The organism is Pseudarthrobacter defluvii, assembly GCF_030816725.1.
GTDB lineage: Bacteria > Actinomycetota > Actinomycetes > Actinomycetales > Micrococcaceae > Arthrobacter > Arthrobacter defluvii_A.
In genome coordinates this window covers 4,131,339-4,154,551 of the sequence record NZ_JAUSYG010000001.1, presented here as the reverse complement: position 1 = coordinate 4,154,551, position 23,213 = coordinate 4,131,339, and the positions used below count along the sequence as shown (strand labels likewise).

At 66.5% G+C, this 23,213-nt stretch carries 26 protein-coding genes; 11 read left to right on the top strand and 15 right to left on the bottom strand.

Features of this window, described 5'->3' with window-relative positions:
• The first annotated feature begins 5 nt into the window (after window positions 1-5).
• Window positions 6-287 (top strand): hypothetical protein, encoded by a 282-nt coding sequence (locus QF031_RS19435; protein ID WP_307432041.1) that lies wholly within the window; start codon window positions 6-8, stop codon window positions 285-287.
• 28 nt (window positions 288-315) lie between these two features.
• Window positions 316-1,155 (top strand): glycerophosphodiester phosphodiesterase, encoded by an 840-nt coding sequence (locus tag QF031_RS19430; RefSeq protein ID WP_307432038.1) that lies wholly within the window; start codon window positions 316-318, stop codon window positions 1,153-1,155.
• 1 nt (window position 1,156) lies between these two features.
• Here the strand turns inward: QF031_RS19430 and QF031_RS19425 are convergent, their stop codons facing one another.
• Window positions 1,157-1,528, bottom strand: coding sequence for a hypothetical protein (locus QF031_RS19425; RefSeq protein ID WP_307432036.1), 372 nt, complete (start codon window positions 1,526-1,528; stop codon window positions 1,157-1,159).
• A 135-nt stretch (window positions 1,529-1,663) separates the two neighbouring features.
• On the opposite strand from QF031_RS19425, the gene QF031_RS19420 reads away from it, so the two are divergent.
• Window positions 1,664-1,900: a DUF6480 family protein gene (locus QF031_RS19420; protein WP_307432033.1), complete on the top strand. Its 237-nt coding sequence runs from the start codon at window positions 1,664-1,666 to the stop codon at window positions 1,898-1,900.
• A 60-nt stretch (window positions 1,901-1,960) separates the two neighbouring features.
• On the opposite strand, the gene QF031_RS19415 is transcribed toward QF031_RS19420, so the two are convergent.
• The 3 genes from QF031_RS19415 to QF031_RS19405 all read right to left on the bottom strand — a co-directional run bounded on the left by QF031_RS19415 (window position 1,961) and on the right by QF031_RS19405 (window position 6,450).
• Complete coding sequence (locus QF031_RS19415) at window positions 1,961-3,022, bottom strand: EAL domain-containing protein (protein ID WP_307432029.1); 1,062 nt, start codon at window positions 3,020-3,022, stop codon at window positions 1,961-1,963.
• A gap of 172 nt (window positions 3,023-3,194) precedes the next feature.
• Window positions 3,195-4,745, bottom strand: a complete 1,551-nt coding sequence (locus tag QF031_RS19410) for a putative bifunctional diguanylate cyclase/phosphodiesterase (RefSeq protein WP_307432025.1) — start codon at window positions 4,743-4,745, stop codon at window positions 3,195-3,197.
• 19 nt (window positions 4,746-4,764) lie between these two features.
• Window positions 4,765-6,450: an ATP-binding protein gene (locus QF031_RS19405; protein ID WP_370874541.1), complete on the bottom strand. Its 1,686-nt coding sequence runs from the start codon at window positions 6,448-6,450 to the stop codon at window positions 4,765-4,767.
• 196 nt (window positions 6,451-6,646) lie between these two features.
• On the opposite strand from QF031_RS19405, the gene QF031_RS19400 reads away from it, so the two are divergent.
• From QF031_RS19400 to QF031_RS19380, 5 genes are all read left to right on the top strand, one after another.
• The gene (locus QF031_RS19400; RefSeq protein WP_307433519.1) at window positions 6,647-7,423 is read left to right on the top strand and encodes a class I SAM-dependent methyltransferase; all 777 of its coding nucleotides are present in this window, start codon (window positions 6,647-6,649) and stop codon (window positions 7,421-7,423) included.
• A gap of 186 nt (window positions 7,424-7,609) precedes the next feature.
• Window positions 7,610-8,059 (top strand): hypothetical protein, encoded by a 450-nt coding sequence (locus QF031_RS19395; protein ID WP_307432019.1) that lies wholly within the window; start codon window positions 7,610-7,612, stop codon window positions 8,057-8,059.
• Window positions 8,060-8,149: 90 nt separating this feature from the next.
• Window positions 8,150-8,596, top strand: coding sequence for a hypothetical protein (locus QF031_RS19390; protein WP_307432017.1), 447 nt, complete (start codon window positions 8,150-8,152; stop codon window positions 8,594-8,596).
• A gap of 20 nt (window positions 8,597-8,616) precedes the next feature.
• On the top strand, window positions 8,617-9,426 hold the full coding sequence (locus tag QF031_RS19385; protein ID WP_307432013.1) for an SDR family oxidoreductase: 810 nt from the start codon (window positions 8,617-8,619) through the stop codon (window positions 9,424-9,426).
• Window positions 9,427-9,527: 101 nt separating this feature from the next.
• The gene (locus tag QF031_RS19380) at window positions 9,528-10,652 is read left to right on the top strand and encodes a glycerate kinase (RefSeq protein ID WP_307432011.1); all 1,125 of its coding nucleotides are present in this window, start codon (window positions 9,528-9,530) and stop codon (window positions 10,650-10,652) included.
• Here the strand turns inward: QF031_RS19380 and QF031_RS19375 are convergent.
• The 3 genes from QF031_RS19375 to QF031_RS19365 are packed head-to-tail and all read right to left on the bottom strand — an operon-like array spanning window position 10,649 to window position 12,213.
• A complete protein-coding gene (locus tag QF031_RS19375; RefSeq protein ID WP_307432009.1) occupies window positions 10,649-10,990 on the bottom strand; it encodes a LuxR family transcriptional regulator in 342 nt (113 codons plus the stop codon). The genes QF031_RS19380 and QF031_RS19375 overlap by 4 nt on opposite strands.
• A gap of 35 nt (window positions 10,991-11,025) precedes the next feature.
• Window positions 11,026-11,688 (bottom strand): DUF6766 family protein, encoded by a 663-nt coding sequence (locus tag QF031_RS19370; RefSeq protein ID WP_307432006.1) that lies wholly within the window; start codon window positions 11,686-11,688, stop codon window positions 11,026-11,028.
• Window positions 11,689-12,213 (bottom strand): DUF6328 family protein, encoded by a 525-nt coding sequence (locus tag QF031_RS19365; protein WP_307432004.1) that lies wholly within the window; start codon window positions 12,211-12,213, stop codon window positions 11,689-11,691.
• Between the two features lie 220 nt (window positions 12,214-12,433).
• Here QF031_RS19365 and QF031_RS19360 point away from each other — a divergent pair, with 220 nt between their 5' ends.
• The 3 genes from QF031_RS19360 (at window position 12,434) to QF031_RS19350 (ending at window position 14,878) form a co-directional block, all read left to right on the top strand.
• Window positions 12,434-13,333 carry an SDR family oxidoreductase gene (locus QF031_RS19360; RefSeq protein WP_307432001.1) on the top strand — a complete coding sequence of 300 codons (900 nt, stop codon included), beginning with the start codon at window positions 12,434-12,436 and terminating at the stop codon, window positions 13,331-13,333.
• Window positions 13,334-13,406: 73 nt separating this feature from the next.
• On the top strand, window positions 13,407-13,766 hold the full coding sequence (locus QF031_RS19355; protein ID WP_307431998.1) for a hypothetical protein: 360 nt from the start codon (window positions 13,407-13,409) through the stop codon (window positions 13,764-13,766).
• A 239-nt stretch (window positions 13,767-14,005) separates the two neighbouring features.
• The gene (locus QF031_RS19350; RefSeq protein WP_307431995.1) at window positions 14,006-14,878 is read left to right on the top strand and encodes a glycosyltransferase; all 873 of its coding nucleotides are present in this window, start codon (window positions 14,006-14,008) and stop codon (window positions 14,876-14,878) included.
• A 28-nt stretch (window positions 14,879-14,906) separates the two neighbouring features.
• On the opposite strand, the gene QF031_RS19345 is transcribed toward QF031_RS19350, so the two are convergent.
• The 8 genes from QF031_RS19345 to QF031_RS19310 all read right to left on the bottom strand — a co-directional run bounded on the left by QF031_RS19345 (window position 14,907) and on the right by QF031_RS19310 (window position 23,195).
• Window positions 14,907-15,797: a TolB family protein gene (locus QF031_RS19345; RefSeq protein ID WP_307431993.1), complete on the bottom strand. Its 891-nt coding sequence runs from the start codon at window positions 15,795-15,797 to the stop codon at window positions 14,907-14,909.
• Between the two features lie 5 nt (window positions 15,798-15,802).
• Window positions 15,803-16,804: a sugar phosphate isomerase/epimerase family protein gene (locus tag QF031_RS19340; protein WP_307431990.1), complete on the bottom strand. Its 1,002-nt coding sequence runs from the start codon at window positions 16,802-16,804 to the stop codon at window positions 15,803-15,805.
• A gap of 27 nt (window positions 16,805-16,831) precedes the next feature.
• Window positions 16,832-18,022, bottom strand: coding sequence for a Gfo/Idh/MocA family protein (locus QF031_RS19335; protein WP_307431987.1), 1,191 nt, complete (start codon window positions 18,020-18,022; stop codon window positions 16,832-16,834).
• 46 nt (window positions 18,023-18,068) lie between these two features.
• Window positions 18,069-19,196 (bottom strand): Gfo/Idh/MocA family protein, encoded by a 1,128-nt coding sequence (locus QF031_RS19330; protein ID WP_307431984.1) that lies wholly within the window; start codon window positions 19,194-19,196, stop codon window positions 18,069-18,071.
• Window positions 19,193-19,939, bottom strand: coding sequence for a sugar phosphate isomerase/epimerase family protein (locus tag QF031_RS19325; RefSeq protein ID WP_307431982.1), 747 nt, complete (start codon window positions 19,937-19,939; stop codon window positions 19,193-19,195). Before QF031_RS19325 ends, QF031_RS19330 begins: the two co-directional genes overlap by 4 nt.
• Before the next feature lie 65 nt (window positions 19,940-20,004).
• Window positions 20,005-20,895 (bottom strand): carbohydrate ABC transporter permease, encoded by an 891-nt coding sequence (locus QF031_RS19320; RefSeq protein WP_307431979.1) that lies wholly within the window; start codon window positions 20,893-20,895, stop codon window positions 20,005-20,007.
• Entirely contained in the window at window positions 20,895-21,857 is a 963-nt protein-coding gene (locus QF031_RS19315; RefSeq protein WP_307431976.1) for a carbohydrate ABC transporter permease, read from the bottom strand. Before QF031_RS19315 ends, QF031_RS19320 begins: the two co-directional genes overlap by 1 nt.
• A 12-nt stretch (window positions 21,858-21,869) precedes the next feature.
• Window positions 21,870-23,195: an ABC transporter substrate-binding protein gene (locus QF031_RS19310; protein WP_307431973.1), complete on the bottom strand. Its 1,326-nt coding sequence runs from the start codon at window positions 23,193-23,195 to the stop codon at window positions 21,870-21,872.
• Window positions 23,196-23,213: the final 18 nt, after the last annotated feature.

Sequence of the window (23,213 nt, the reverse complement as noted above, 5' to 3'; positions counted from 1 at the left end):
CAATGATGGCAAGAAGCGCCAGGCAGCACGCAGCCGATGCGCCGCTGCGCAGAGCAACGCCTGCACCGCACTGGAAGCAGCTGCGCCAGGGCGACCACGTGCGGGTCCTTTTCGCACCCGGCTTTGAGGCAAGCGGTGTGGTGGACGCCATCACACCCGACCATGCCGCGGTCTGGGTCCACCTCGACGGCGGCCGCGGGCGGACCCTGCTGCACTGCGGTGACGGTGTGGATATCGTTGCCTGCGGAGAAACCGCCTGTGCTGACGAAACTGCCGGGCTGAGCTAAGGCCTCGCGCCTCCGGTACTCTCGCAGTGTGACCCTGCCCTTCTTCGAGCACCCGGACGACGCCGGGCGGCAGCTTCCCATCGCCATGGCCCACCGCGGTTTCTCAGCCGAGGGGCTGGAAAACTCCATGGCCGCGTTCCGCGCCGGTATCGAGCTCGGCTACCGGTACCTCGAAACGGACGTCCACACCACGTCCGACGGCGTGCTGCTGCTCTTCCATGATGAAACCCTGGACCGGGTCACAGACGGCAACGGCCGGGTGGCGGAACTGCCCGCCGCGGAGGTGGCAAAGGCACGGATCAGCGGCCGCGAGCCCATCCCGACTTTCGACGAGCTGGTCACCGAGCTTCCCGATGCCCGCCTGAACCTGGACGTCAAGGACTGGGGTTCGGTCCGCGCCACCGCGGACGCGATCGAGCGGCACCAGGCGCACCACCGCGTGCTGGTAACCAGTTTTTCGGACCGCCGACGGCGGGCGGTGCTGAAGCTGCTCAGCCAACCGGTGGCTTCGTCCGCCGGAGTGGCCTCGAACGCCCTTTTCACCCTGCTGGGCCCGGTACTTCCACGCGCGGTGTTCCGGCGGCTCATGCGCCGCGTCCTCCGGGACGTGCACGCACTACAGGTACCCGTCCGTTATGGACGGGTACCTGTAGTCACCGCCGGCTTCATCCGCCGGGCGCACGACCTGGACCTTGTGGTGCACGTATGGACCATCAACGAGGTGGCGGAGATGCACCGGCTCCTCCACCTTGGCGTGGACGGCATCGTCACGGACCGGGCGGACCTGCTCCGTGACGTGCTGCAGTCGCGCGGCCAGTGGCGGCATGCGCCCGGCTCAGAAGACCCAGCCTCCTGGACTTCGGGCTGACCTAGCCCCGGTCTGTGTCGGTGGGTGCCGTCGCGTCGCCGGCCAGGCCGCCGTCGTCCGTACCGCCATTCTGATCCGCGCCGTTCCGCGCCCGGTCGTCGTTGTGCGCCGTGTCGTTGTCCGTCTCATCCACGTCTCCGCCCAAGGGACTGTTGGACACGGGGGCCGGCGCAGCCCCGGTCTTGAGGCCGGGAGCCTTTTGCTTCTCCGCCTCCATCGCGTTTGACCCTTCGCTCAGGGACGAGTGGACTTCAACGTCGTCATTGGGGTCCGCGGGGTCCGGGACCCCCGTTTTCTCCGTCGGCTTGGATGTCCCGGCCAGGTCCTCCATGGCGTTTTCTGCTGCCTTGCCGATGCTGTCGCCGATTCCCATGTGACTGCTCCTTCCGACGTCGCGTGCCGGCGCCCCAGCGGCGTCCCGGCCCTACTCCTCCAGAATTATCAGCATGCTTACAATTAGTCCAGTGCTGGGGAACCGAACCGCAGCCGGAGAGGAAGGAAAGGCAGCATGAGCACTTACCATCCGGAAAATGACCCTGCCAACCCCGACCGTCCCGGGAAGGACGACGTTGGTGCGGCACAGCCGCACCTGGCGGAGCAGCGCAGTGCGGAATCGGGCGGGTCGCCCAACCCGGATCCTGCCGAGGGCAACGTGACCGGACTGGAACCGGGCGGAGGAGTGCCTCCGGGGGAGACGCCGCCGGCCGAAGACCAGATGAGCAGGGACCAGGGCCACTCCGAATAGCGTCGGGAGTTTGCGGTGCGGCGGGTATGCAGCCCGCCGCCCGCTGCCCCACGGCAAGTTTCAGGAAGCTGTTTTGCCCTGCCGGCTCCGCAGCTCGCCCCGGCCGGCCAGCTGGCGCTCGAGGCCGTCCAGGTCCAGGCGCGTGTTCCAGCTGGCCCAGTCCTGGGGCCGGACGGAAGGCCGGCCCAGCAGGTAACCCTGGCCGGCGCTGATGCCCAGTTCGGTCAGCGCCTTCAGTTCTCCCACTGTTTCAATGCCTTCGGCCACCAAGGTAACGCCGATCTTGTCAGTGAAGTCCACCAGGCAGGCCGCAAGGGCGTGCTGCAGTCCGTCCTTGTCCACGTCCGCGATGACGTTGCGGCCCACCTTGAGGAAATCGGGCCGCAGGTGGATCATGCGGCTGAGGGCCCCGGCGCCGGAATGGGTGTCATCGACCGCGATCCGCAGCCCCTCTTCCCGGAGCGGATTGATTGCGGAAATAAACTGCAGGTATTCCTCTTCCGGAACATCCGCAGTCAATTCCAGCACCACCCTGTCGATGGGAAGCTCAATGTGCTCGAACAGTTCCGGCAGCCGCGGGTCAAGGCAGGATGTGGGCGAAATGTTCAGGGAAACATAAAGGTTCTCTGGCAGGGCGCGGGCGGCCGCTGCGGCGGACCCGAGCGCGGAAAACTCAAGGTTTGCTCCAAGCCCCACGGCCGCGGCCTCAGCGAACCACAGCTCGGCCGCCGCCCCGTCGTCGCTGACGAAGCGGGACAGCGCTTCTGCACCCACCACGGTTTTTCCCCCCAGCCCGTAGATGGGCTGGAACGCGGTCATGAGCATCCGGTTTTCGAGCAAGGCGCTGATCCGGGACATGCTCCGGATGGCGTCCAGCTGCTCTGCGAACTGCGGCGGCAGCGCGGGCGGCGTGAGGCGCATCTCCCTGGCCGTTTCCAGCGTTTCCACCGTATTGGCATCGCTCCGCCGGGTTTCCAGCAGATACTCCAGCAACGCCCGCTCCGGCACGCCGGGATTCTCGTCGAGGCTGTTGCTCAGCCGCTGCCGGACGGCGGCTCCCGCAGGATCCGTATCCGCCAGGACGGCAGCGATGATTCCCCATGCCTGTACCCGAACCGACATTAGCAACGCCCCCAGTTGACGAAGTAATGACCCGATGGCCCAATAATGTTCAAATTTCCAAACGCCTTATAAAAGTACGGTGCCGAAAGACCTGAATTCCGCGGCGGCGAAAAACCGGACACCGCACGCTGATCGTATAACGGCGGCTCCAAAAGCGCAGTAGTTTTTTTCGCTACGGGTTAGCGCTTTCCTGCTGGTCAGCGAGCAGTTCCGGAATCTGCTCCGGTGGAACGGGCCGGCTGAAGTAGTAGCCCTGGGCGCTGCGGCAGCCCAGGTCCCGCAGGATCTCCGCCTGCTCCGCCGTCTCAACGCCTTCCCACACCGCTTCCAGCCCGCAGGCCCGGACCAGTTGCAGGACCGCCGCCACCAGGGCCGGCTGGCTTGGGTCGCTCTCAAGCCCGGTGATCAGCGACCGGTCCACCTTGACCCGGTCCACCGGCAGCCGGCGGAGGTAGCTGATGGAGGAGTAGCCGGTACCGAAGTCGTCAATCTCGATCCCCACGCCCAGCCCGCGGAGCCCGCCCAGCGAATACCGGTCCAACTCGTTGCCTTTGACGATGGCCACTTCCGTCAGTTCCAGGACCACCTGCTCCGGCCTGACCCCCGTCTCCTGGAGCGTGTTGCGCACGTCCTCAATGAACTGCAGGCTCTGCAGGTCGGTGGCGGAGATGTTGATTCGCACCGAAAAACTGCTGTCCACCAGGGACGCGTCGGTCCAGGCCCGAAGCTGCTTCACCGCGGTCCGGAGCACCCAGAGGCCCAGTTCGGAGATCAGCCCTGCTTCCTCGGCCAGGGGGATGAACTCATCAGGCATGATGAAACCGCGCGTGGGGTGGTTCCACCGGACCAGCGCCTCCACCCCTTCGATCCGTCCGGTGGCAAGCTCCACCACCGGCTGGTAGTGCAGAGTCAGGGCGTCACTCTTGATGGCAGCCCTCAGGTCGTCCACGAGCTGGCTCCGGAGCCGCCGCATCAGCAGCAGCGCCGGCTCGAACCGGTGCAGCCTGTTCTGCCCCTCAGCCTTGGAGGCGTACATGGCGACGTCGGCCTCCATCAGCATGTCCTCCGGGCTCTGGCCTTCGCTGCCCACACTGAGCCCGATGCTGGCACCGCAGCGGACACTGCGGCCGGGAAGCTCGATGGGCTCATTGAGCGACGCCAGGATCCGGTGGGCCACGAGGGCAGCCTGGTCCGCCGACGCCGAGGGCATGACGATCGCGAACTCGTCCCCGCCCAGGCGGGCAACCACGTCGGTCAGCCTGACGGCGTTCCGCAGCCTTTCACCTACAGTCACCAGCACCTGGTCTCCGGCCGTGTGCCCCATGCTGTCGTTGATGGACTTGAACGCGTCCAGGTCCATGAGCAGGATGGCCGGACCTTCCCCCGCCGGTTCACGGTCCGCCCCGGCACGTGCTGCCAGGGCGGCGCGAAGGGCCTCGATCAGCGCCGAGCGGTTGGCCAGGCCTGTCAACGGGTCCTGCATGGCCATCTTCTGCATTTCGAGGTGTGCCTCGTGCAGGAGTTGGGTCCGGACCTGGACCCGCTGCTCGAGTTCTTCATAAATGACCTGCAGGTCCTCTGCCAGCAGATTGGTGCCCATGATGATCGCGTCCAGCTCATCGCGGGCCGGTGACACCTCGATGCGTGAGGTGAGGTCGCCGGAGGCAAGCCGGACAATGCCTTCCAGCAGCTGGGAAAGCCGGGGGTCGTCGTCGGCAAACATGGCAGTCCTCCTTCGGCGCCTAGTTGGCCTGCACGCGGTCAGTTCCGAGCGGCAGGCTGACGGTAACCGTGGTGCCTGCACCCAGGGTGGAGTGGACGTCGATCCGCCCGCCGTGGCGGTCCACGATGTCCTTGGAGATCGCAAGGCCAAGCCCTGTCCCCGGAATGGCGCCGTTCATGGCGTTGGAGGCCCGGTAGAAGCGGGTGAACACGTGGTTGATTTCATCGCTCGAAATGCCGATGCCAGTGTCGGCGATGCGCACGGTGGCCCATTTGGAGCCGTCCTCCGCGGCGTGGGCTTCGCTGCCCACCTCGATCCGTCCGCCTTTGGGCGTGAACTTGATGGCGTTGGACACGAGGTTGGTGAACACCTGCTGCAGCTGCACCTCATCGGCAAGGATTTCGGGGTCCTCCGGCACCGGGTCCACATCGATGGTGACGTTCTGCAGCGTGGCCAGCGGCCGAAGCGCCGCGGCCACCAGGTCCAGGGTCTGCCCCAGGCGCACCGGCGCCAAGTGCATCTCCATGCTGTCCAGCCCGCCTCGCGAGACGCTGAGCATATCCTCGATGAGGGTCCGCAGCCGCTCGGTATTGCGGACCACGATGTCCAGCATCTGGTGGACTTCCCTGGACACCGGGTGCTCGGTGCTTTCCTGGATCATGTCCAGGTACGCCATGATCGAGGTCAGGGGCGTACGCAGCTCGTGGTTCACCGTGGCCAGGAAGTCCGTTTTGGCTTTGTCGAGTTCCCGCAGTTGCTTCACCACCTGCTGCTGGCTGCTGATCAGGTGGCTCTGGATCAGGCCGTAGGCGGCGTTGCCGGCCACGTGCTGGATCAGCCCCAGTTCAGCACTGGACCAGGTGCGGGGCCGGTCCATCATGGCGATCCAGATGATGCCCAGGGAGGAGTTTCCTTCACCGATGGGGACCGCCAAGGTGGAGGCGGCGCCGGCGACGGCGGCCACAGGCTTTTCGTCGGGCCCGGGCCCGGCATCGTTTCCCTCGGCGGAGAGCGTCTCCGTCCCGGCCCAGAGCGCGTCCGCCGCGGCCCGGGCCTCATCCTCGCCGGGAAGGGCATCGTGGGGCAGCTCTGCCAGGCCTGGCCGGCGCCAAGCGGCAGTGATCACAGGGACGCGGTGGTCCTCGAAGGTAGCCAGGACCACGTGGTCCGCCCTGAAGGTCCGGCCGAACCCGTTGACAACGTGGGTGGCGATTTCCTGAGGGTCGTTGGTGGCGCGTACTGCGGCAGAAACTTCGCGCAACTGCCCGCGGAGCCCCTCTGCATCCTCGCGGGAGGCACGGCGCCGGGACACCTGCTCAATGAGGACTGAGGCGCGGTGGACCAGCTCCCGCGGGGCCGGGGGCTTGGTGATGCAGTCGTGGATGCCTGGCGGGTTGGCCGCGGCGATCTCCTGCGGGTCGTCCAGGTCGACCATCACCAGGACGGGGGCCGCGGACGGGACATTCGGCAGTGCTGTGGACAGGACGGCGTCGGCGACGACGACGGACGGTTCGGTGGCGCGGAGCACGGCAGCAAGGCCCTCGGCGTTGGTTGCTTCGAAGACGCTGTACCCGGCATCGCGCAGTGCCTGGGCGTTGGTGGCCAGCCGGCCGGCGTCTGGATCAGCCACGACGGCGGTGCGGGGCAGGGGGACGTCACTCGGCACGGCCGTCACAGTGCTCCCTTCCCTCCCAGTTGAGTACATTCTAGGGGGATGGCGGCGGCGCAGGTCTACCACCGGGGGACCTCGTTCCACCTCCCCCTTCCCGTCCTCTGTTCGGACAGCGCCGGGCGTGGCGCGCCGAAATGTGGGCCAAGGTGCCGTGGCTGCCAGGGAGGGAACATATATTTGAGCCGTGCCCCCAACAAAATCATCATCCTCCGCCTGGCAGAAGTACCTGATGATCCCCAAACTCGTCAGGCTCTCGCGGAACGCCCCGAAGGACCGGCACAAGGCATGGGACACCTACTGGGCCGGCATCAGGGCCACCGGACCGGGCGGCGAGGTCCTGTGGGACTCGGGCAGCGACCACGAGTTCCATGGCTACACGGACAGCCTCCTGCGCCACCTTGACCCCGCACTTCCCGTGGTGGACACCGGCTGCGGCCACGGCAGTTTCACCCGGGCACTCGCCGCGGTCTTTCCCAACGTCATTGGCGTGGATGTCTCGCGGCACGCTGTTGCCCGGGCGCGGGCCGAGTCGGCAGGAAACAGCAATACATCTTTTGAAGCACGGGACATGACGGCGGACGGTGCCGGATCAGCCCTGGCCGACTCCATCGGCGCCGGCGTGGACGGTGCCAACGTTTTCATCCGCGGCGTGCTGCATGTCCTCGACCCGGACCACCAAACAGCACTCGTCGAGAACCTGCGGCACCTTGCAGGCCGCCGCGGCACTGTTTTCATGGCCGAAACCAATTTCCAGGGAAACCCGGTGGAGTACGTGTCCCACCTCGGAGCCACCACCCGCGGCATTCCGGCGCCGCTGGAGCTTGCCATCCGCGGACTTCCGATGCCGGGGCACTTTGGGCCCGAAGAGCGTGAACGGGCGTTTCCGGCGTCGGCCTGGGAACTCCTGGAGGACGGGCACGTAGCCATCGAAACCAACCCGGCCACCGGTGTCCCGGGACAGGACCGGGTGCCCGGCTACTACGCGGTGGTCCGGCCCCTCCGATAACCTGCCGCAACCGGCACCTGCAACCGGCAACCTCAACCCTTGGCGGAAGCTTTCGGTCGCCCCGCAGACTACAGCCACCTGCCCGCAGGCGATCCGCAGACTGCCTTCCCTCCCCTTGACAGGGGGCAGGATTCAGAGGCTCCATGGTAAGTAGACTTACTAGTTAGCCGGAGGGAGGAAGACGCGGTGGCAGAAGACAAAGGCAGGAAGGACCGCGAGGCGGAGGGAGACGGCGACAAACAAGACCTCGGGGCCGGCCCCGAGGGCGGGAAGATCCGCCACGGACCGGACTCCGCAAAATCCCTGAAGTACTCACAGGAAGTCACCTCCACCGAGGACGAGCCGGAACGCGAAGGCCGCAGCCTGGCCACCACCCACCACGAAGTCATCAAGGAGTGGGCTGAGGAGCGCGACGGCGTGCCTGCCACGGTGGAAGGCACGGAGCACGGCGACCATCTCGGCGTGCTGCGGATTGACTTCGGCGGCAAGGACGACAAGCTCCGCCACGTCAGCTGGGAGGAATGGTTCCGCACCTTCGACTCCCGGAAACTGAATTTCATCTACCAGGAACAGCGCAGCGACGGCGCCCAATCCAATTTTTTCCGGCTGGAAAACCCCAACCGGGAAGACGCCTAAGCCGCACCCGCGCCCCAGCGTTTGGCAGGCACCGGATCATCCTCCGGCGCCACCCAGCCAACCGCCGGCGCAAGACTTACAGGACATACCATGAGCAACCTCATTCCATCCGGCGCCCTGCGCCGGATGCTGCTGCCTCCCACCTACGGCCGCCACGTTACCTCCGCCACCGAATTCACCATCCTGTCCGTGGAGGTGTGGGCCTCCGGCCTGGTGGTGAACATCCACCTGCCCTCGGATGACGCGCCTGAGCCCCGGCTAACGGTGCAGGACCACTTCGGTACTGACTACAGGCTGCAGGACTCCGCCACCGTCGGCTCGCGCAACCTGCAGGTGTTCACCCCCACGGTGCCGTCCGGCACCCGGAGCCTGACCATCAGGTCCGAAGACGACTCCGATGACCGGCCCGTTGTGACGTTCGCCGTCCCGCTGATGGCAGTGCCGGAAACTTCGGACGACGCCGACGCAGCGGGCAGCGGGGACATTGCCGAAGCTGACAACGAGTCCTACCAGCCCGACCTCCGCCGCCCCGCCTGACCCCTAATGAAAGGCCCGCCATGCCGGACACCAGCAAATTCGCCCCCGCCACCGCCATTGTCACCGCGTCCGATTCGGGAATCGGAAAAGCCACGGCCGTGGCGCTCGCCCGCGCCGGGATGGACGTTGGGGTCACTTGGCACTCCGACAAGGAGGGTGCGGAAGAAACCGCCCAGGAAATCCGCGGCCTGGGGCGGAAGGCGGTGGTCCGGCAGTTGGACACCAGCGAACTGCACGCCGCGGCAGGGGTCATCGATGAACTCGCTGACGAACTGGGCGGCCTGGACGTGTTCGTCAACAACGCGGGCACGGGTGCGAGCACCAAGTTCCTGGATATGGGCATCGACGACTGGATGCAGATCCTGAACACGAATCTCAACGGCGCCTTCGTCTGCCTGCAGGCCGCGGCCAGGCGCATGGTCAAGGCAGGCAAGGGCGGAAGGCTTGTAGCCGTGTCCAGCGTGCATGAGTTCCAGCCGCGTGTGGGCTCGTCCGCCTACGATGCGTCCAAGCACGGCCTGGGCGGCCTGATGAAGACCCTGGCCCTGGAGCTGGGTCAATACGGCATCACGGCCAACACGGTGGCCCCCGGTGAGATCGCCACGCCCATGACGGGGCAGGAAGACGAGGACCCGACGAAGGCGGAGCGGCCCGGGGTGCCGCTGGGCCGGCCGGGAAACGCCTGGGAGATCGCCAACGTCATCGCGTTCCTGGCCTCGCCCGCTTCCAGTTACGTCACCGGCGCGGCCTGGGTGGTTGACGGCGGGATGCTCCAGATGGGCCCGCAGGCCGGCTCGCACCTCACCAGCAACGACTGGCGGGAAGCCTAGGAATCCTAGAGGGCCGCTGCTCCTGTCCCGGAGGTTGCTGCCAGGTCCGCATACCGGGCTTGGCAAACGCTTTCCATGTTGGTGCTGGCATGATGGAGCGCATGCGCATTCTTATTGCTCCGGACAAGTTCAAGGGCTCCCTGACCGCGGCTGAGGCCGCTGCAGCTATGGCTGAAGGGGCACTGCGGGTGTACCCGGACGCCGTCGCCACCCAGTTTCCCATCGCCGACGGCGGGGAAGGCACCCTGGAAGCGGCTGTCGCGGCAGGCTACGAGGAGCGGCTGAACGCGGTGGTTGGCCCCATCCTCGCCCCGCTGGGAGCAGCCTGGGCCGTTCACAAGGCCGGCGACGGCAAGGTGACAGCAGTGATCGAGACGGCACAGGCTTCCGGCCTGGCCGACATGGAACCGACCCCGGCAAATTCACTGCGCGCCCACAGCTACGGCTGCGGCCAGCTCATCGCAGCGGCCCTGGACGCCGGTGCCACCGAGATCGTCCTCGGCCTGGGCGGCTCGGCCATGACGGACGGCGGCAGCGGCGCCCTGCGCGCCCTGGGCCTGAAGCCCCTGGACTCAGCCGGCAACGTGGTGCCGCTCGGCGGGGGATCGTTGGCCGACGTCGTCGCCCTGGATCAGAGCGGGCTGGACCCGCGGCTCTCCGCCACCAGGTTCCGCATCGCCGTGGATGTCCAGAATCCGCTGTACGGGCCCGAAGGCGCCGCGCACGTTTTTGGCCCCCAGAAGGGTGCCGACCCGGACAGCGTGGAGATGCTCGACGCCGGGCTGCGCAACTGGGCGTCAGTGCTGCGGGAAGCGACCGGCCGGGACGTGAACGTCCCCGGCGCAGGCGCCGCCGGCGGCTTCCCGGCGTCGTTCCTTGCCTTCACCAACGCCACGCTGGAAGGCGGCTTCGCGCTGGTGGCCGGGCTGACCGGACTGGACGGGCAGCTGGCGCAGGCGGACCTGGTGATCACCGGCGAGGGGTCCATGGACTCCCAGTCGCTTACCGGCAAGGCCCCGATCGCGCTCGCGGATGCTGCCAGGGAGCGCGGAATTCCCGTGATCGTGGTGGCCGGCAGGATTCTGGTGACCCTTGAGGACCTCGCGGTCCACGGCGTGGTGGGGGCCGCACAGTTGCTGGACGTGGCCTCCAGCCCGGAAGACGCGGTGGCCAACGCCGGCAAGTACCTGGCCTGGGCTACAAGCCAGGTGCTCGAGGGCGCCTAGCCCACGATCGTGGTGTTGCGGCGGCGCCGGAAGACCACGATGGCAATGACCACCAGGACGGCCACGCCGGCGATTACCCACGGGGTGTAGTTCAGCCGCGTGTTCTCGTTCTGGGCCGACTCACCCGTGCCCGGGTTGGCAGGGCCGGTGGACGCGGTATCCCCGGGGGAAGGCGTGGGAGAAGCCACCGCCGCCCACGCCCCTCCTGAGGATCCCGAGGCCACCTGCGCCGGGCTTGCTGCTGCGACTGCCGACACGGGTGCCGCTGCGGTGGCCGGAAGGGCCGGGGCAGCCAGGAGCAGCAGGGCCAGAAGGGCGGTTCGGACGAAGGTTCGCATACAGTCTCTCCTTTTGGGTGGGGCTGGTTGGCGTGTCAGGCGCCGGTCTCGTAGTGGGGTTCTGCGACAGGTTTGGATTCCGGGGACCCCTTTTCCCGTAGGTAGACCGACGCGCCCACCAGGACCGCAACGGCCAGGAACTCGCTCTGCCAGTTCTGGAAGGACTCGAACCAGAAGCGGCTGGTGGCCAGGTACTGCAGGAACGTGATGGTGGGCTGGCCGTGGCTTTGCTGGTCCTGGTTGTATTCGTCCGCGCCGCCTGCGGCGTGCAGGAGGAACGACGCCAGGAACAACACGAAGAACATGATCGACAGGGAGTGCTGGTACACCTTGAGGGCCACTCCGCCGCGCCGGATGGGCCACGGCGTGGCCCTGCGGATACCGGCTTCCCCGGGGTCTTCGTCCTGCGGCGCCCTCTTGCCCATCGGCTTGGACTCGGATGAGCCCTTTTGGAAAAGGAACACCGTAAGGACCACGTACATGGCCATCTGCAGGAATTCCGATTCCCAGTTCTCAAAGGTGGCCTCCACGAAGGCGCCTGTTCCCAGGAACTGGAAAACCGAGACGGCAGGCTCTCCGTGGGTCTGCTGCTCCTCACTGTAGGAGGCGGCGCCGGAAAGGATCATGCCGATGAAAAACGCAACGAAGAGGCCTGCGTTGGCCAGCAGCAGCCCATGTTCTTTGGCCCACTTGCGCATTTATTCCTCCTTGGCCTTCTCCGTGGGAAGGAGCCGCCCCGAGGCCAGCTTGTTCAGCCGGAGCGGGACGAATACCAGCATGACCACCATGACGCCCAGCAGCGCGCCGCCGGCGGCGACCCCTGCGGACCTTCCGGCTGCCACGTCGAACACCAGGGCCGCGGTTCCTGCGCTGAGCAGGGCAATGCCGGCCAGGGCAATCTTGGTGATGGTGTCGGCGCTGGACACCAGCATTTCCTTGAGCCGTTTGCGGAAAAGGCGCCGGTGCACGCTGACGGGGAGGAGGATGAAGGCCGTGGTCAGTGCGGCGATCACCACGTTGACCAGGTAGAGGCCAACCTCCCAGTCATCCAGCATTTCAAACCGCTGCTGGAACGGAAGCGTCAGCAGGAAGCCGGCCAGGATCTGCACCCCGGTCTGCAGCACACGCAGCTCCTGCAGGAGTTCCGCCCAGTTGCGGTCCAGCTGCTCCTCGCGGGTTTCGTTCCGTCCCGTCCGGCCCGTGTAGTCCTCAACTTCGGACATCGGCCCCTCCTTCCTCTCGCCAGGCCGTCGCCTTCTTTCTACTCCTCCCATACCCAGAAACAAGGCCGGCCCGTTGCGCTCGTTACAACATTTGATAAGTTTACTGATTATTACCTGCGGGTGGTGGACGTGGTCCTCCACCCGGGATAGCTTCGAAGAGCCGGAGCATGGCGGATTTCTTCATAACCGACACAGGTCAATCGACACAGGCAGGCGGACTATGAGCGACACGGACAAGCAAACGGACCAGCCGAAAGATCCGCGCGGGGGCTACCACTCGGGCCCGTTCCCTGAGCAGGAACAGAAACAGCCCGGACTCACGGCGCCCATGGACCCGAAACCGGACCACGGGGAGCACAGCTACAAGGGGAACGGCAAGCTCGAAGGAAAAGCGGCGCTCATCACCGGCGGGGACTCCGGCATCGGCAAGGCAGCGGCCATCGCCTTTGCCCGCGAAGGGGCCGACGTCGCCATCTCGTACCTTCCCGAGGAGGAAGACGACGCCCAGGACACCGCGGAGTGGATCCGGAAAGCAGGACGGCGCGCTCTCCTGTTGCCCGGCGAGGGGCGCGAAGAGGAGTTCAGCACCCGCATCGTGGAGGAGACGGTGTCCGAATTCGGCCGTCTCGATGTCCTGGTGCTGAATGCGGCGTACCAGAAGAACCGCGAGAGCCTGGACACGCTTCCCACAGAGGAGTTTGACCGGGTCTTCCGGACCAACCTGTACTCGCTGCTTTGGTCGGCACGGGCCGCGGTGCCGCACCTCAAGGCGGGAGCCTCGATCATCACCACGGCCTCCATCCAGGCCTTCAATCCCTCGCCCGGGCTCATCGACTACGCCATGACCAAGGCCGCGCAGGTGGCATTCACCAAGGCACTGGCCCAGGAGCTCGGACCCAAGGGGATCCGCGTCAACGCAGTGGCGCCCGGCCCCATCTGGACGCCCCTGATCCCCGCCACCGAGTGGCCGGACAAGCTCCCGTCCTTCGGGCAGGACACTCCGTTGGAGCGCGCGGGTCAGCCCGCCGAGCTCGCGGCGGCCTACGTGCTGCTCGCATCCGAGGACGGGTCCTACATTTCCGGGGCAGTCCTGCCCGTCACCGGCGGCAAGGGGCTTTAGGTCCGGACCCGGTGCGAATACCCGGGCACCATCACCAGACCAGCATTATCGGCAACTCACAACAGGAGGAAGCATGACGCAGGAAAACCAGCAGGCTGAACCCGAGACCGCCCCGGGCGGCTACGGCACCCCCACCGCCGAGCAGGAGGCGGCCGGCACGCAGGGCGGCCAGCAGTCCGGCGGTGGCACGTCTTCGGCCGGCGCGGAGACCAACGAGCCGCAGTCGGGCACGGGCGGGGACCCACTCTCTCGCGATATGGACCTTCCCTCCAGCGCCGCGGACATCGATGAGTCGAATGACGATTCCCAGGGGTCGGCAGGGGTCTCATCCGAGTCCGGCCAGGAAGCCACGGGCATTCCCGACGGGAGCGGCAACGACCTTCCGCAGGAGGAATCCCCCAATGACGCCGACGAAAGCTTCGACGCCGGATAGGTCGCCCTGAACCATAGGCCCCCGTTCCTGCTGCCACCCGGCAGCGGAAGCGGGGGCCCTTGCCGTTCCGGAAGGGCAGGGCCCGGGACCCCGCGGAGCTGTGGCGGGGGATGGCGGCGCGAATACATCCCGCACGGCTGGGTACGGAACACGCGAAACCAATTCGCCGGCAACGGGCAGCGGCAGGTTGTGCCGCCCCGCCGGCGCCGACTTCGACGGCAGGAAGGTGGACCGTGGGCATGAGGTTTTCGGAGCAGTGGGCGCAGCAACAGGACCGGCCGGACACGACGGCGGTGGATGTCCTGGTGCCCACGTGCAACCGGCCGGCCGAACTCGCCGTCACCCTCGCGGGGCTGGCCGCGCAGCAGGAGCCCGCGTTCGCCGTCGTGGTCAGCGACCAGTCAGCGGGGCAGCCCGCGTGGCAACACCCGGCCGCCGCAGCGATGGTGCGGGTGCTTGAGGCGCAGGGCAGGCCCGTTACCCTGCTCCGCCACCTCCCGCGGAAAGGCCTGGCCGAACACCGGCAGTACCTGCTGGACCAGTCCACCGCGGACCAGTGCCTTTTCCTGGACGACGATGTCTGGCTGGAACCGGGCGCGCTGGCACGGCTGAGCCAGGCACTCGACGAACTTCAGTGCGGCTTCGTTGGAATGGCTCCCCAGGGGCTGTCCTTCCTGGATGACCGGAGGCCGCAGCAAATGGCGAACTTCAAAGCTTGGGACGGCCCCGTGACGCCGGAGCGGGTCCGTCCGGGCACCCCGGAATTCGAACAATGGCCGCTGCACAGCGCCGCAAACCTCAGCCACCTCAGCGCCGAACTGTCCCTGCAGCCTGGCCAGTGGGTGCCCTACCACGTGGCGTGGCTGGGCGGCTGCGTGCTCTACCGCAGGGAAGCACTGAACGACGCCGGCGGGTTCCGTTTCTGGGCCAGCCTCCCCGCAGACCATGCGGGGGAGGACGTGGTGGCGCAGTGGCGGGTCATGGAACAGTTCGGCGGGGCGGGCATCCTGCCCTCCGGCGCAGTCCACCTGGAATCACCCACCACCGTGACGGACCGGCGGGTGGAGGCGTACGACGTCGTCCTTAGCCAGGAGTCCGCGCGGACTCCTTAGTGGCGCCCTGGTGTCCGGGGCGGCAGCCTCAGTTTCCGTTGCCGGATGGCGTTGCGTCCTGCGGGTACGCAACGAAGGCGAACCGTTGGGAGTCCGGCGACCAGCTGTTGACGTTGAGCGTGCCCTGTCCGCCGAACACCGGCCAGGTGTTCAGCGGCGTGGTCCAGTCACTGGTGGAGACAAGGACGACGTCGACCGGCAGGTCCGCGGGGTGGCCTTGGGTTCCTGCGGGGAAACGGACGTAGCTGGCAAGGCGGCCGTCGGGGGAGAGATGCGGAAACCAGTCGACGGTCCCGCTGTCGAGCAGACGCTCGAACCCGGTGCCGTCCGTCCGGACCCGGGCAAGCTGTGCGTGGCCGGGAACCGTGCTGAAGGATTCGGTGTTGAGGTACAGCCAATCCCCGTCAGGTGAGTACTCGGGCCCGTCGCAGTGCCCCTCACCCACCTCCACATCTTGGGACTCTCCGCCCGTCGCCGGGATGGTCCGGAGCCGCCCGGGCCGGCCGAAGTCTCCGGCTGCGATGTCCACGTAAGCCAGCCGTCCGCCGTCGGGACTGACGCCGTGCAGGAAATGGAGGGACCCGTCGTCGTCCGTGATTCGGGCGGCCTGGCCGCCCGCAAGGGGTGCCCGGTAGATCTGCCCGTCGTCGCCGGACAGGAAGATGCCGTTGCCATCAGGGTCCAGGACATGGTCGTTGTTCAGGTTAGGGACGCCCGCGAGCGGAATCTCTGCCAGGTCACTGGCCGCCAGGTCGAACCGCCACAACCTGCCGTCCCCATTGAGGATCAGTGCCCGGCCGTCGAGCGTCCAGTTGGGTGCCTCGAGGAGCATATTCGCGGTGGAGTACGCGAGTTCGCGTTGCCCCGAGGCCGAGGCGACCCAGACTTCGCAGCGCTGCCCCGGCCCAAGCCTGCGCACCCGGCTCAGTCCTTGCTGCTGAAGGCGGCATCGAAGCTGGTTTGGGAGGCGGGGAAATCGTACTTCTTTAGGGCTGCGAGGGCTTCGGGGGCGCCGTGGAGCCGGTCCATTCCGGCGTCTTCCCATTCGACGGAGATGGGGCCGTCGTAGCCGATGGCGGCCAACGCGCGGAAGGATGCTTCCCAGGGGACGTCGCCGCGGCCGGCGGAGACGAAGTCCCAGCCGCGGCGGGGGTCGCCCCAGGCCAGGTGGGAGCCCAGGACGGTGTTGCGCCCGGTCTGGCGGACCTTGGTGTCCTTGCAGTCCACATGGTAGATCCGGTCCTTGAAGTCCCAGATGAAGGAAACGGGGTCGATGCCCTGCCACATCATGTGGGAGGGGTCCCAGTTCAGGCCGAACGCTTCGCGGTGGCCGATGGCTTCGAGGGTGCGGACGGTGGTCCAGTAGTCGTAGGCGATTTCGCTCGGGTGGACTTCATGCGCGAAGCGGACGCCGTTTTCGTCGAAGACGTCCAGGATGGGGTTCCAGCGGTCGGCGAAGTCCTGGTATCCGGCGTCAATGACCTTTTCCGGGACGGGTGGGAACATGGCCACGTACTGCCAGATGGAGGAGCCGGTGAAGCCGACGACGGTGTCCACACCCAGGGCTTTGGCGAGCCGGGCGGTGTGCTTCATTTCCTCGGCGGCGCGGGTGCGGACGCCTTCGGGGTCGCCGTCGCCCCATACCTTGGAGCCGACGATGGCCTGGTGGCGGAAGTCGATGGGGTCATCGCACACGGCCTGGCCCTTGAGGTGGTTGGAGATGGCCCAGACCTTGAGGTTGTACTTGTCCAGGATCTCGAGTTTGGAGTCGACGTAGCCGGGTTCGTCCCAGCGCCAGGCGTCCAGGTGGTCGCCGGAGACGGCGATTTCCAGGCCGTCGTAGCCCCATCCGGAGGCGAGGCGTGCGACTTCTTCAAAGGGCAGGTCGGCCCACTGGCCGGTGAACAGGGTGAAGGGGCGGGGCATGGAGGGGTCCTTAACTGGTGTGCGGCGTTAGTGGCGGACGACGGCGAGGGTGCTTTTGTTGGCGGCGGATTCCTCCACGGCGTCAAGGACGTACTGGACGTTCAGTCCTTCTTCGAACGACGGCGAGGGCTCGCTTCCGTCCTGGATGGCCAGCAGGAAGTCGCGCACTTGGTGGGTGAAGGTGTGTTCCCAGCCGATGATGTGGCCCTGCGGCCACCAGGCTTCGAGGTAGGGGTGCTCGGGTTCGTTGACCAGGATGCGGCGGAAGCCCTGTTCGCGGACGGGAAGGGTGGCGTCCAGGAAGCCGAGTTCGTTCAGGTTTTCCAAGTCGAACAGGAGGCTTCCCTTGTCGCCGTAAACCTCGATCTGGAGGCTGTTTTTCCTGCCGGTGGCAACCCGGGACACCTCGACTGAGGCGATGGCCCCGGAGGTGAGGGACAGCGTGGCCCAGGCGGCGTCGTCGACCGTTACATCCTCGGTGCCGTTTTCGCCGGGCCGTTGGTTGACGAAGGTGTTGAGCCGGCCGCTGACCTCGGTGACCTGGCCGCCCAGGAGGAACAGGACCTGGTCGATGGCGTGGGAGGCGATGTCCCCGAGTGCGCCGGAGCCGGCGGTTTCCTTCCGCAGCCGCCAGGTCATGGGTGCCTGGGCGTCGGCGAGCCAGTCCTGAAGGTACGCTGCCCGGACGTGCCGGACGGTGCCCAGGCGGCCCTCTGCGATGAGCTCTTTGGCCAGGGCCAGGGCGGGGACGCGGCGGTAGTTGAAGCCGATCATCGACTGCACGCCCTTGGCCCGGGCCTTGGTCGCGGCGGCGGTCATGAGTTCAGCCTCGGCCAGGGTGTTGGCCAGGGGTTTTTCGACCAGGACGTGTTTGCCGGCTTCCAGGGCGGCGATGGCAATCTCGGCGTGCATCCAGCCCGGGGCGCAGATGTCCACGATGTCGATGTCATTCCTGGTGATGACGTCACGCCAGTCCGTGGCCGATTCGGCCCAGCCGTACTGGGCTGCGGCCTGGGCTACGGCGCCGGCGTCCCGGCCAACGAGGACCTTTTGCTCGAAGGCCGGGACGTCGAAGAAGCTGGCCACGTTCCGCCACGCGTTGGAGTGGGCCTTGCCCATGAAGGCGTAGCCGATGGCAGCCACGCCCAGCGGGCGGGAGGCCGGGCGGGAACCCGGTCGGGAGGCCGGAGGTTCGGACGGGTGTGCGGGTGTGGTCATGATGCGTTCCTGCGTGCTTCCTGCTTGCCGGACTGGTTCTGCCGGGTTAGATGGTTGCGGTTTCCGGGGCCCAGTCCTCGGGGAGGGCTGGGGATGCCGGGGCCGAGCTTTGCACGTCGATGAACGTGCCGGCGTCAATGGATTCCGAGATCGAGACCATGGTGTCCAGGACGTGGTACGCCAGTTCGCCGGTGGCGCGATGGGGAACGCCCGCCCGGAGGGAGCGGGCCATGTCCAGGACCCCCATGCCGCGGCCGTTGGCCGGTCCGGTGGCGGGAACAGTGGTCCAGTCCTCGTCGCCGGCGCGCCAGAGCTTGATGTCGCCGGTGAAGTAGTTGGGGTCCGGCAGCGAGATGGTGGCCTCGGTGCCCGTGATTTCCACGAAGCCCATGCGGGTGCGGGGGGATTCGAAGGAGAACACGCTGTGCGAGGAGGCGCCCGATTCGAACTGGGCCATGGCGGAGACGTGGGTGGGCACCTCGACGGTGAACTCCTCGCCCGCCTTGGGTCCGGAACCGATCACGCGCACGTCCTTGGCCTTGGACCCGACGGCGGCCACCTGGCGGATGGAGCCGAAGGCCTGGACCAGGGTGGTGAGGTAGTAGGGACCCATGTCGAACAAGGGGCCGGCGCCGTGCTGGAAGAGGAACGCCGGGTTGGGGTGCCAGGACTCCGGCCCGGGGGTCTGGAACGTGGTCATTGCCGTCAGCGGGCTTCCGATGTCTCCGCGACGGATCAGCCGCAGCGCAGTTTGCAGGCCGGCGCCCAGGAAGGTGTCCGGGGCGCAGCCCAGGCGGATGCCGGCGGCGTCGGCGGTCTTGAGCAGGCCCAGTCCGGATTCCCGGTCCAGGCTGAAGGGCTTCTCCGTCCAGACGTGCTTGCCGGCGTTGACCGCAGCGGTTGCCACTTCCACGTGTGCGGCGGGGATGGTGAGGTTGACGATAATTTCGACGTCGGGGTGGTTGAGGGCCTTGTCCACCCCGCCCCATTCGGCGATGCCGTATTCCTTGGCGCGGGCCTCGGCTGCTTCCTCGAAGAGGTCCGCGATGACGTGGACCTTGAGGTCCGGGAACGCGGTGAGGTTGTCCAGGTACTGCTTGCTGATCACTCCGGCGCCGATGACGCCGACGCCCACGGGGCCGCTGCGGGCCGGCTTGCTGGATGCGGTGCTCATGCCTTGACTCCTTCACCGGCAGCGTTGAGGAAGGACAGGCTCTCGTTGATGCCCTCGAAGATGTCGCCTGAGTAGTCGTCGAATTCCACAACGCCCACTTCCAGCGAGGTGGCGGCCGCGATGACGTCCATGACCGGGACCTTGCCCTGGCCTGCCGGCTGCTGCGCCTTGTTGTCCTTGTTCAGGGGGCCGTCCTTGATGTGGATGAACTTCACCCGGTCGCCGAGCCTGCGCAGCAGCTCCACGGGGTCCTGGCCGCCCACGGCTGCCCAGTAGGTGTCCACTTCCAGGACCAGTTCCGGATCCAGCAGGGACTCGAAGTACTCCAGGGCGGTGCGGCCCTCGACGGTGGACTCCAGCTCCCAGGCATGGTTGTGATAGCCCACGCGGATGCCGTATTCGGCTCCCTTTTTGGCGGCGGCGTTGAGCTTCGCGGCTGTCGCCTGGATGTCTTCGGCTTTCTGCCAGTGCTCGGCCGGAAGGAATGGATCGATGACCGTGGTGATGCCCAGTTCCTTGGCCGCCGCGAAGATCTCGTCCTGGTCCTGGCTCATCAGCGGCGCATGGCCGGACGGTGCGGTGAGGCCGTTCTCCTTCAGGGCCGCGCCGAGTTCCTTGGCCGTGGCCACGAAGTTGTACGGCTCGACCTGGGTGTAACCGATCTCCGCCACCTTCTTGATGGTGCCGGGAAGGTCCTCCGAGATGGCGTTGCGGAGGGTGTAAAGCTGCAGTGAGTAGGACATGGATTTCCTTTGGAGTGGTTGTTCGGAGGAATGGGGTCAGCGGCCCGTGTTCACTGGACCTGTGCTCAGCGGCCGGCGAGCGAGCCGCCGATGCCGCCGACGCTGAAGTACTTGTTCAGGGCGGCGAAGACGATGACGGGCGGGAGCATCATGACCACGGCCAGGGCCATGACGGACGTCCAGTCCGTTGCGTTCTGCTGGAAGAAGGACTGCACACCCATGGGGAGGGTGAAGATTTCGTTGGAGCGCAGGAACACGATGGCTACCAGGTAGTCGTTCCAGGCCAGCAGGAAGGCGAAGATCGCGGTGGACAGGACCCCGGGAAGCGAGTTCCTCAGGACCACCCTGGTGAAGGACCCGAACACGGAGCAGCCGTCGATCCAGGACGCTTCCTCAAGGCTGATGGGAATGGAGTCGAAGTACGCCGCCATCATCCAGGTGGCCACCGTCATGGTGGATCCCACGTAGATGATGGTCAGGCCCAGGAGGTTGTCCACCAGGCCCATGCCTGCGAAGAGGATGAACAGCGGCACTACCGAGGTGATGATGGGCAGCGACTGCATCACGAACAGCAGCAGCGAGTAGCCGGAGACCGCCTTGCTGCGGCCGCGGGAGAGGACGTAGCCGGCAGGTGCGGCGACGGCCACGGACACCACCACAGTGGAGAGGGTGGTGACCAGGCTGTTCTTCAGCCAGGTGGCGGCCAGGGTCTTGGAGAAGACGTTGCTGAGGTTCTCGAAGGTCAGGCCGGTGGCAGTGCTGTTCGGTCCCGGAGTGAAGGCCAGCAGCACGGTGACCATGATGGGCACCAGCACGATTCCGGTGATGATGAGGATCGCCGCGAAGCGCCACCAGCGGCCGCGCTGCCCGGCTTCCGAGAGGGTCTTGCGCCGCTTGCCGGCATCGGTGCCGAGCGTGGGGCCGGATTCGGGATGGGCGTGGAGGACTGCGCTCATTATTCGACGCTCGACTTTCGGATCTGGCGGTAGAGGATGACCGAGATGACCACCAGGGTCATGGTCATGAGGAAGGCGATGGCCACGCCGGGGCCGGTGGCGAAGTCCTGGAACACGGTCCGGTAGGCCAGGACCACCAGGGACGTGGTGGCGTTGACCGGGCCGCCGCCGGTGAGCAGGTAGATGGTGGGGAAGTCGTTGACGCAGAAGATGGTCATCAGGATCCAGCTGATGTATGTGGAGCGGGCAATCAGCGGCAGGGTGATCTGGGTGAACTGCTGCCAGCGGCTGGCGCCGTCCATGCTCGCAGCCTCATAGACGGTGGTGTCAACGGACGCCAGGGCGGCCGAGATCATCATCATCATGAACGGGAAGCTGACCCAGACCTTGAACACCATCACGGTGATGGAGGCCAGGTTGGGGTCCGCCAGGAAGAGCGGAGTGCCCATGCCCAGATTCCGGAACAGCGAGGGGATCAGGCTGTCCGGGGTGGCCACCAGCCAGTTCCATGCGGTTGATGAGACCACGATGGGCACCACCCAGGGCAGGAGCAGCAGGACCTTGAAAGTGCCGCCGGCCGGGATCTTGGTGCGCAGGAGCAGGGCCAGACCCAGGCCTACCAGCCAGGAGCCGAAGACGCCGACGATGGTGAACCACAGCGTGAACTGGGCCGCCTTCCAGAATGCCGGTGACGTCAGGACCGTGGCGAAGTTCTGCCCGCCCACGAAGTTGCCGGTCTGGAGCAGGTTTCCGTCATGCGTTGCCTGGACGGCAGCATAGATCAACGGGTAGCCGTGGATCAGCACAAGGAGGACCACGGAGGGGAGCAGGAGCCAGAAGAAGGTCCTGGTGGCCTGCGCCGAGAGCTTGCTCTTGCGTTTTCCGGGGGCGGTCCCGGACCCGCCGGGGGCAAGCCCGCGGCGGGCCCGGCCAAGGCCGGACTGGGTGGTGGTGCTGGACATGGGCGGTCCGTCCTACTTCTTCAGGACTGATTCGAGGCCGGACTGGAAGGTCTGCAGGGCGGTCTTGGCGTCCGACTTCCCGGTAATGATGGTCTGGCTGAACTGGTTCAGTGCCTGTCCGCCGTCGAGCGCGGCGAGGTTGGCGTTGAGCTTGTTCCCCTGCGCTGCGAAGGTCTTGGCGATCGGCTGCCAGTCCTTGACGATCTTGACGTTGTTGGGGTCGTTCGCGAACTCGGGAATCTCGGTGATCGACTTGAAGACCGGCAGCGCGGACATCAGCTTCTTCTGCCACAGCTGCTTGAGCTGGCCCAGGTAGTACACCAGGAACTCCTCGGAAGCTTCCTGGGACGGGGTGTTGGTGTACATCATGATGTTGTTCGGGAACACGATGGTGGCCTTGTCCCCGTGCGGGCCCTTAATCGGGTCAGCCACCAGCAGGTCGCCCGAGGTGTCGCCGACGCGCTGGGGAACGTTCACCTGGAACAGGCCGTAACCTGCTTTCCCGTCCTTCCACTGCGCCGACATGTTGTCGGTGGTGTAACTGACAGCGGCGGGATCGACGATGCCGTTGGACACGAGTTCCAGGACGAACTCCATGGCCTCGACGTTGCGGTCGTTCATCAGGTCCAGCTCGCCGTCCTTGTTCCAGACGCCGCCGCCGTTGTTGACCATCATCATGATCATGGAGTGGTTGGCGTAGTTGTTGCCCGCGCCTGCGCCGGTGGTGAAGCCGAACGCCCCCACCTTCTTCAGGGCCTTGCCGGCTTCGAGGAGGGACGGCCAGTCCGTGGGAAGCGCCACGTTGGCCTTCTCGAACAGTGACTTGCGGTACCAGAAGACGCGCATGTCCAGCTGCCACGGGACAGCCACGTACCCCTTGTCCGACTTGAACGGGTCCAGCACGCCCGGCAGGAAGTCGTCGAACTGGCCGTTGGACTTCAGTTTCTCGATGACCTTGTCGGCGTAGGCAATCTGGCCCTGCTGCTCGAACTGGAACGCCTGGAAGCCGCCGCCCGTGGAGACAGCCGGTCCGGTCTTGGAGGCGATCGCCGAGGAGAAGGTCTGGTAGAAGTTGTTCCACTGGATGATCTGGTAGCTGGCCTTGGCGCCGTTGGCACCGTTGAATCCTTCCGCGATGCCCTTGGCGGCGTCGTTGTAGGCGGGTGTTGCCCAGGGCATGTCCCAAAACTTCACAGTCCCGCCGGCTCCGCCTCCGCCGCCCTGTGATGCTGAACCGCCGCCGCAAGCCGCGAGGAGGGGTGCTGCGGCAGCGGCAGCCGTCAGGCCCAGGAAACCGCGCCGGGAGAAGGGGCTGCGCTGTTCGGAAGTTGCGTTCATGATGTGTCCTTTCGGGAC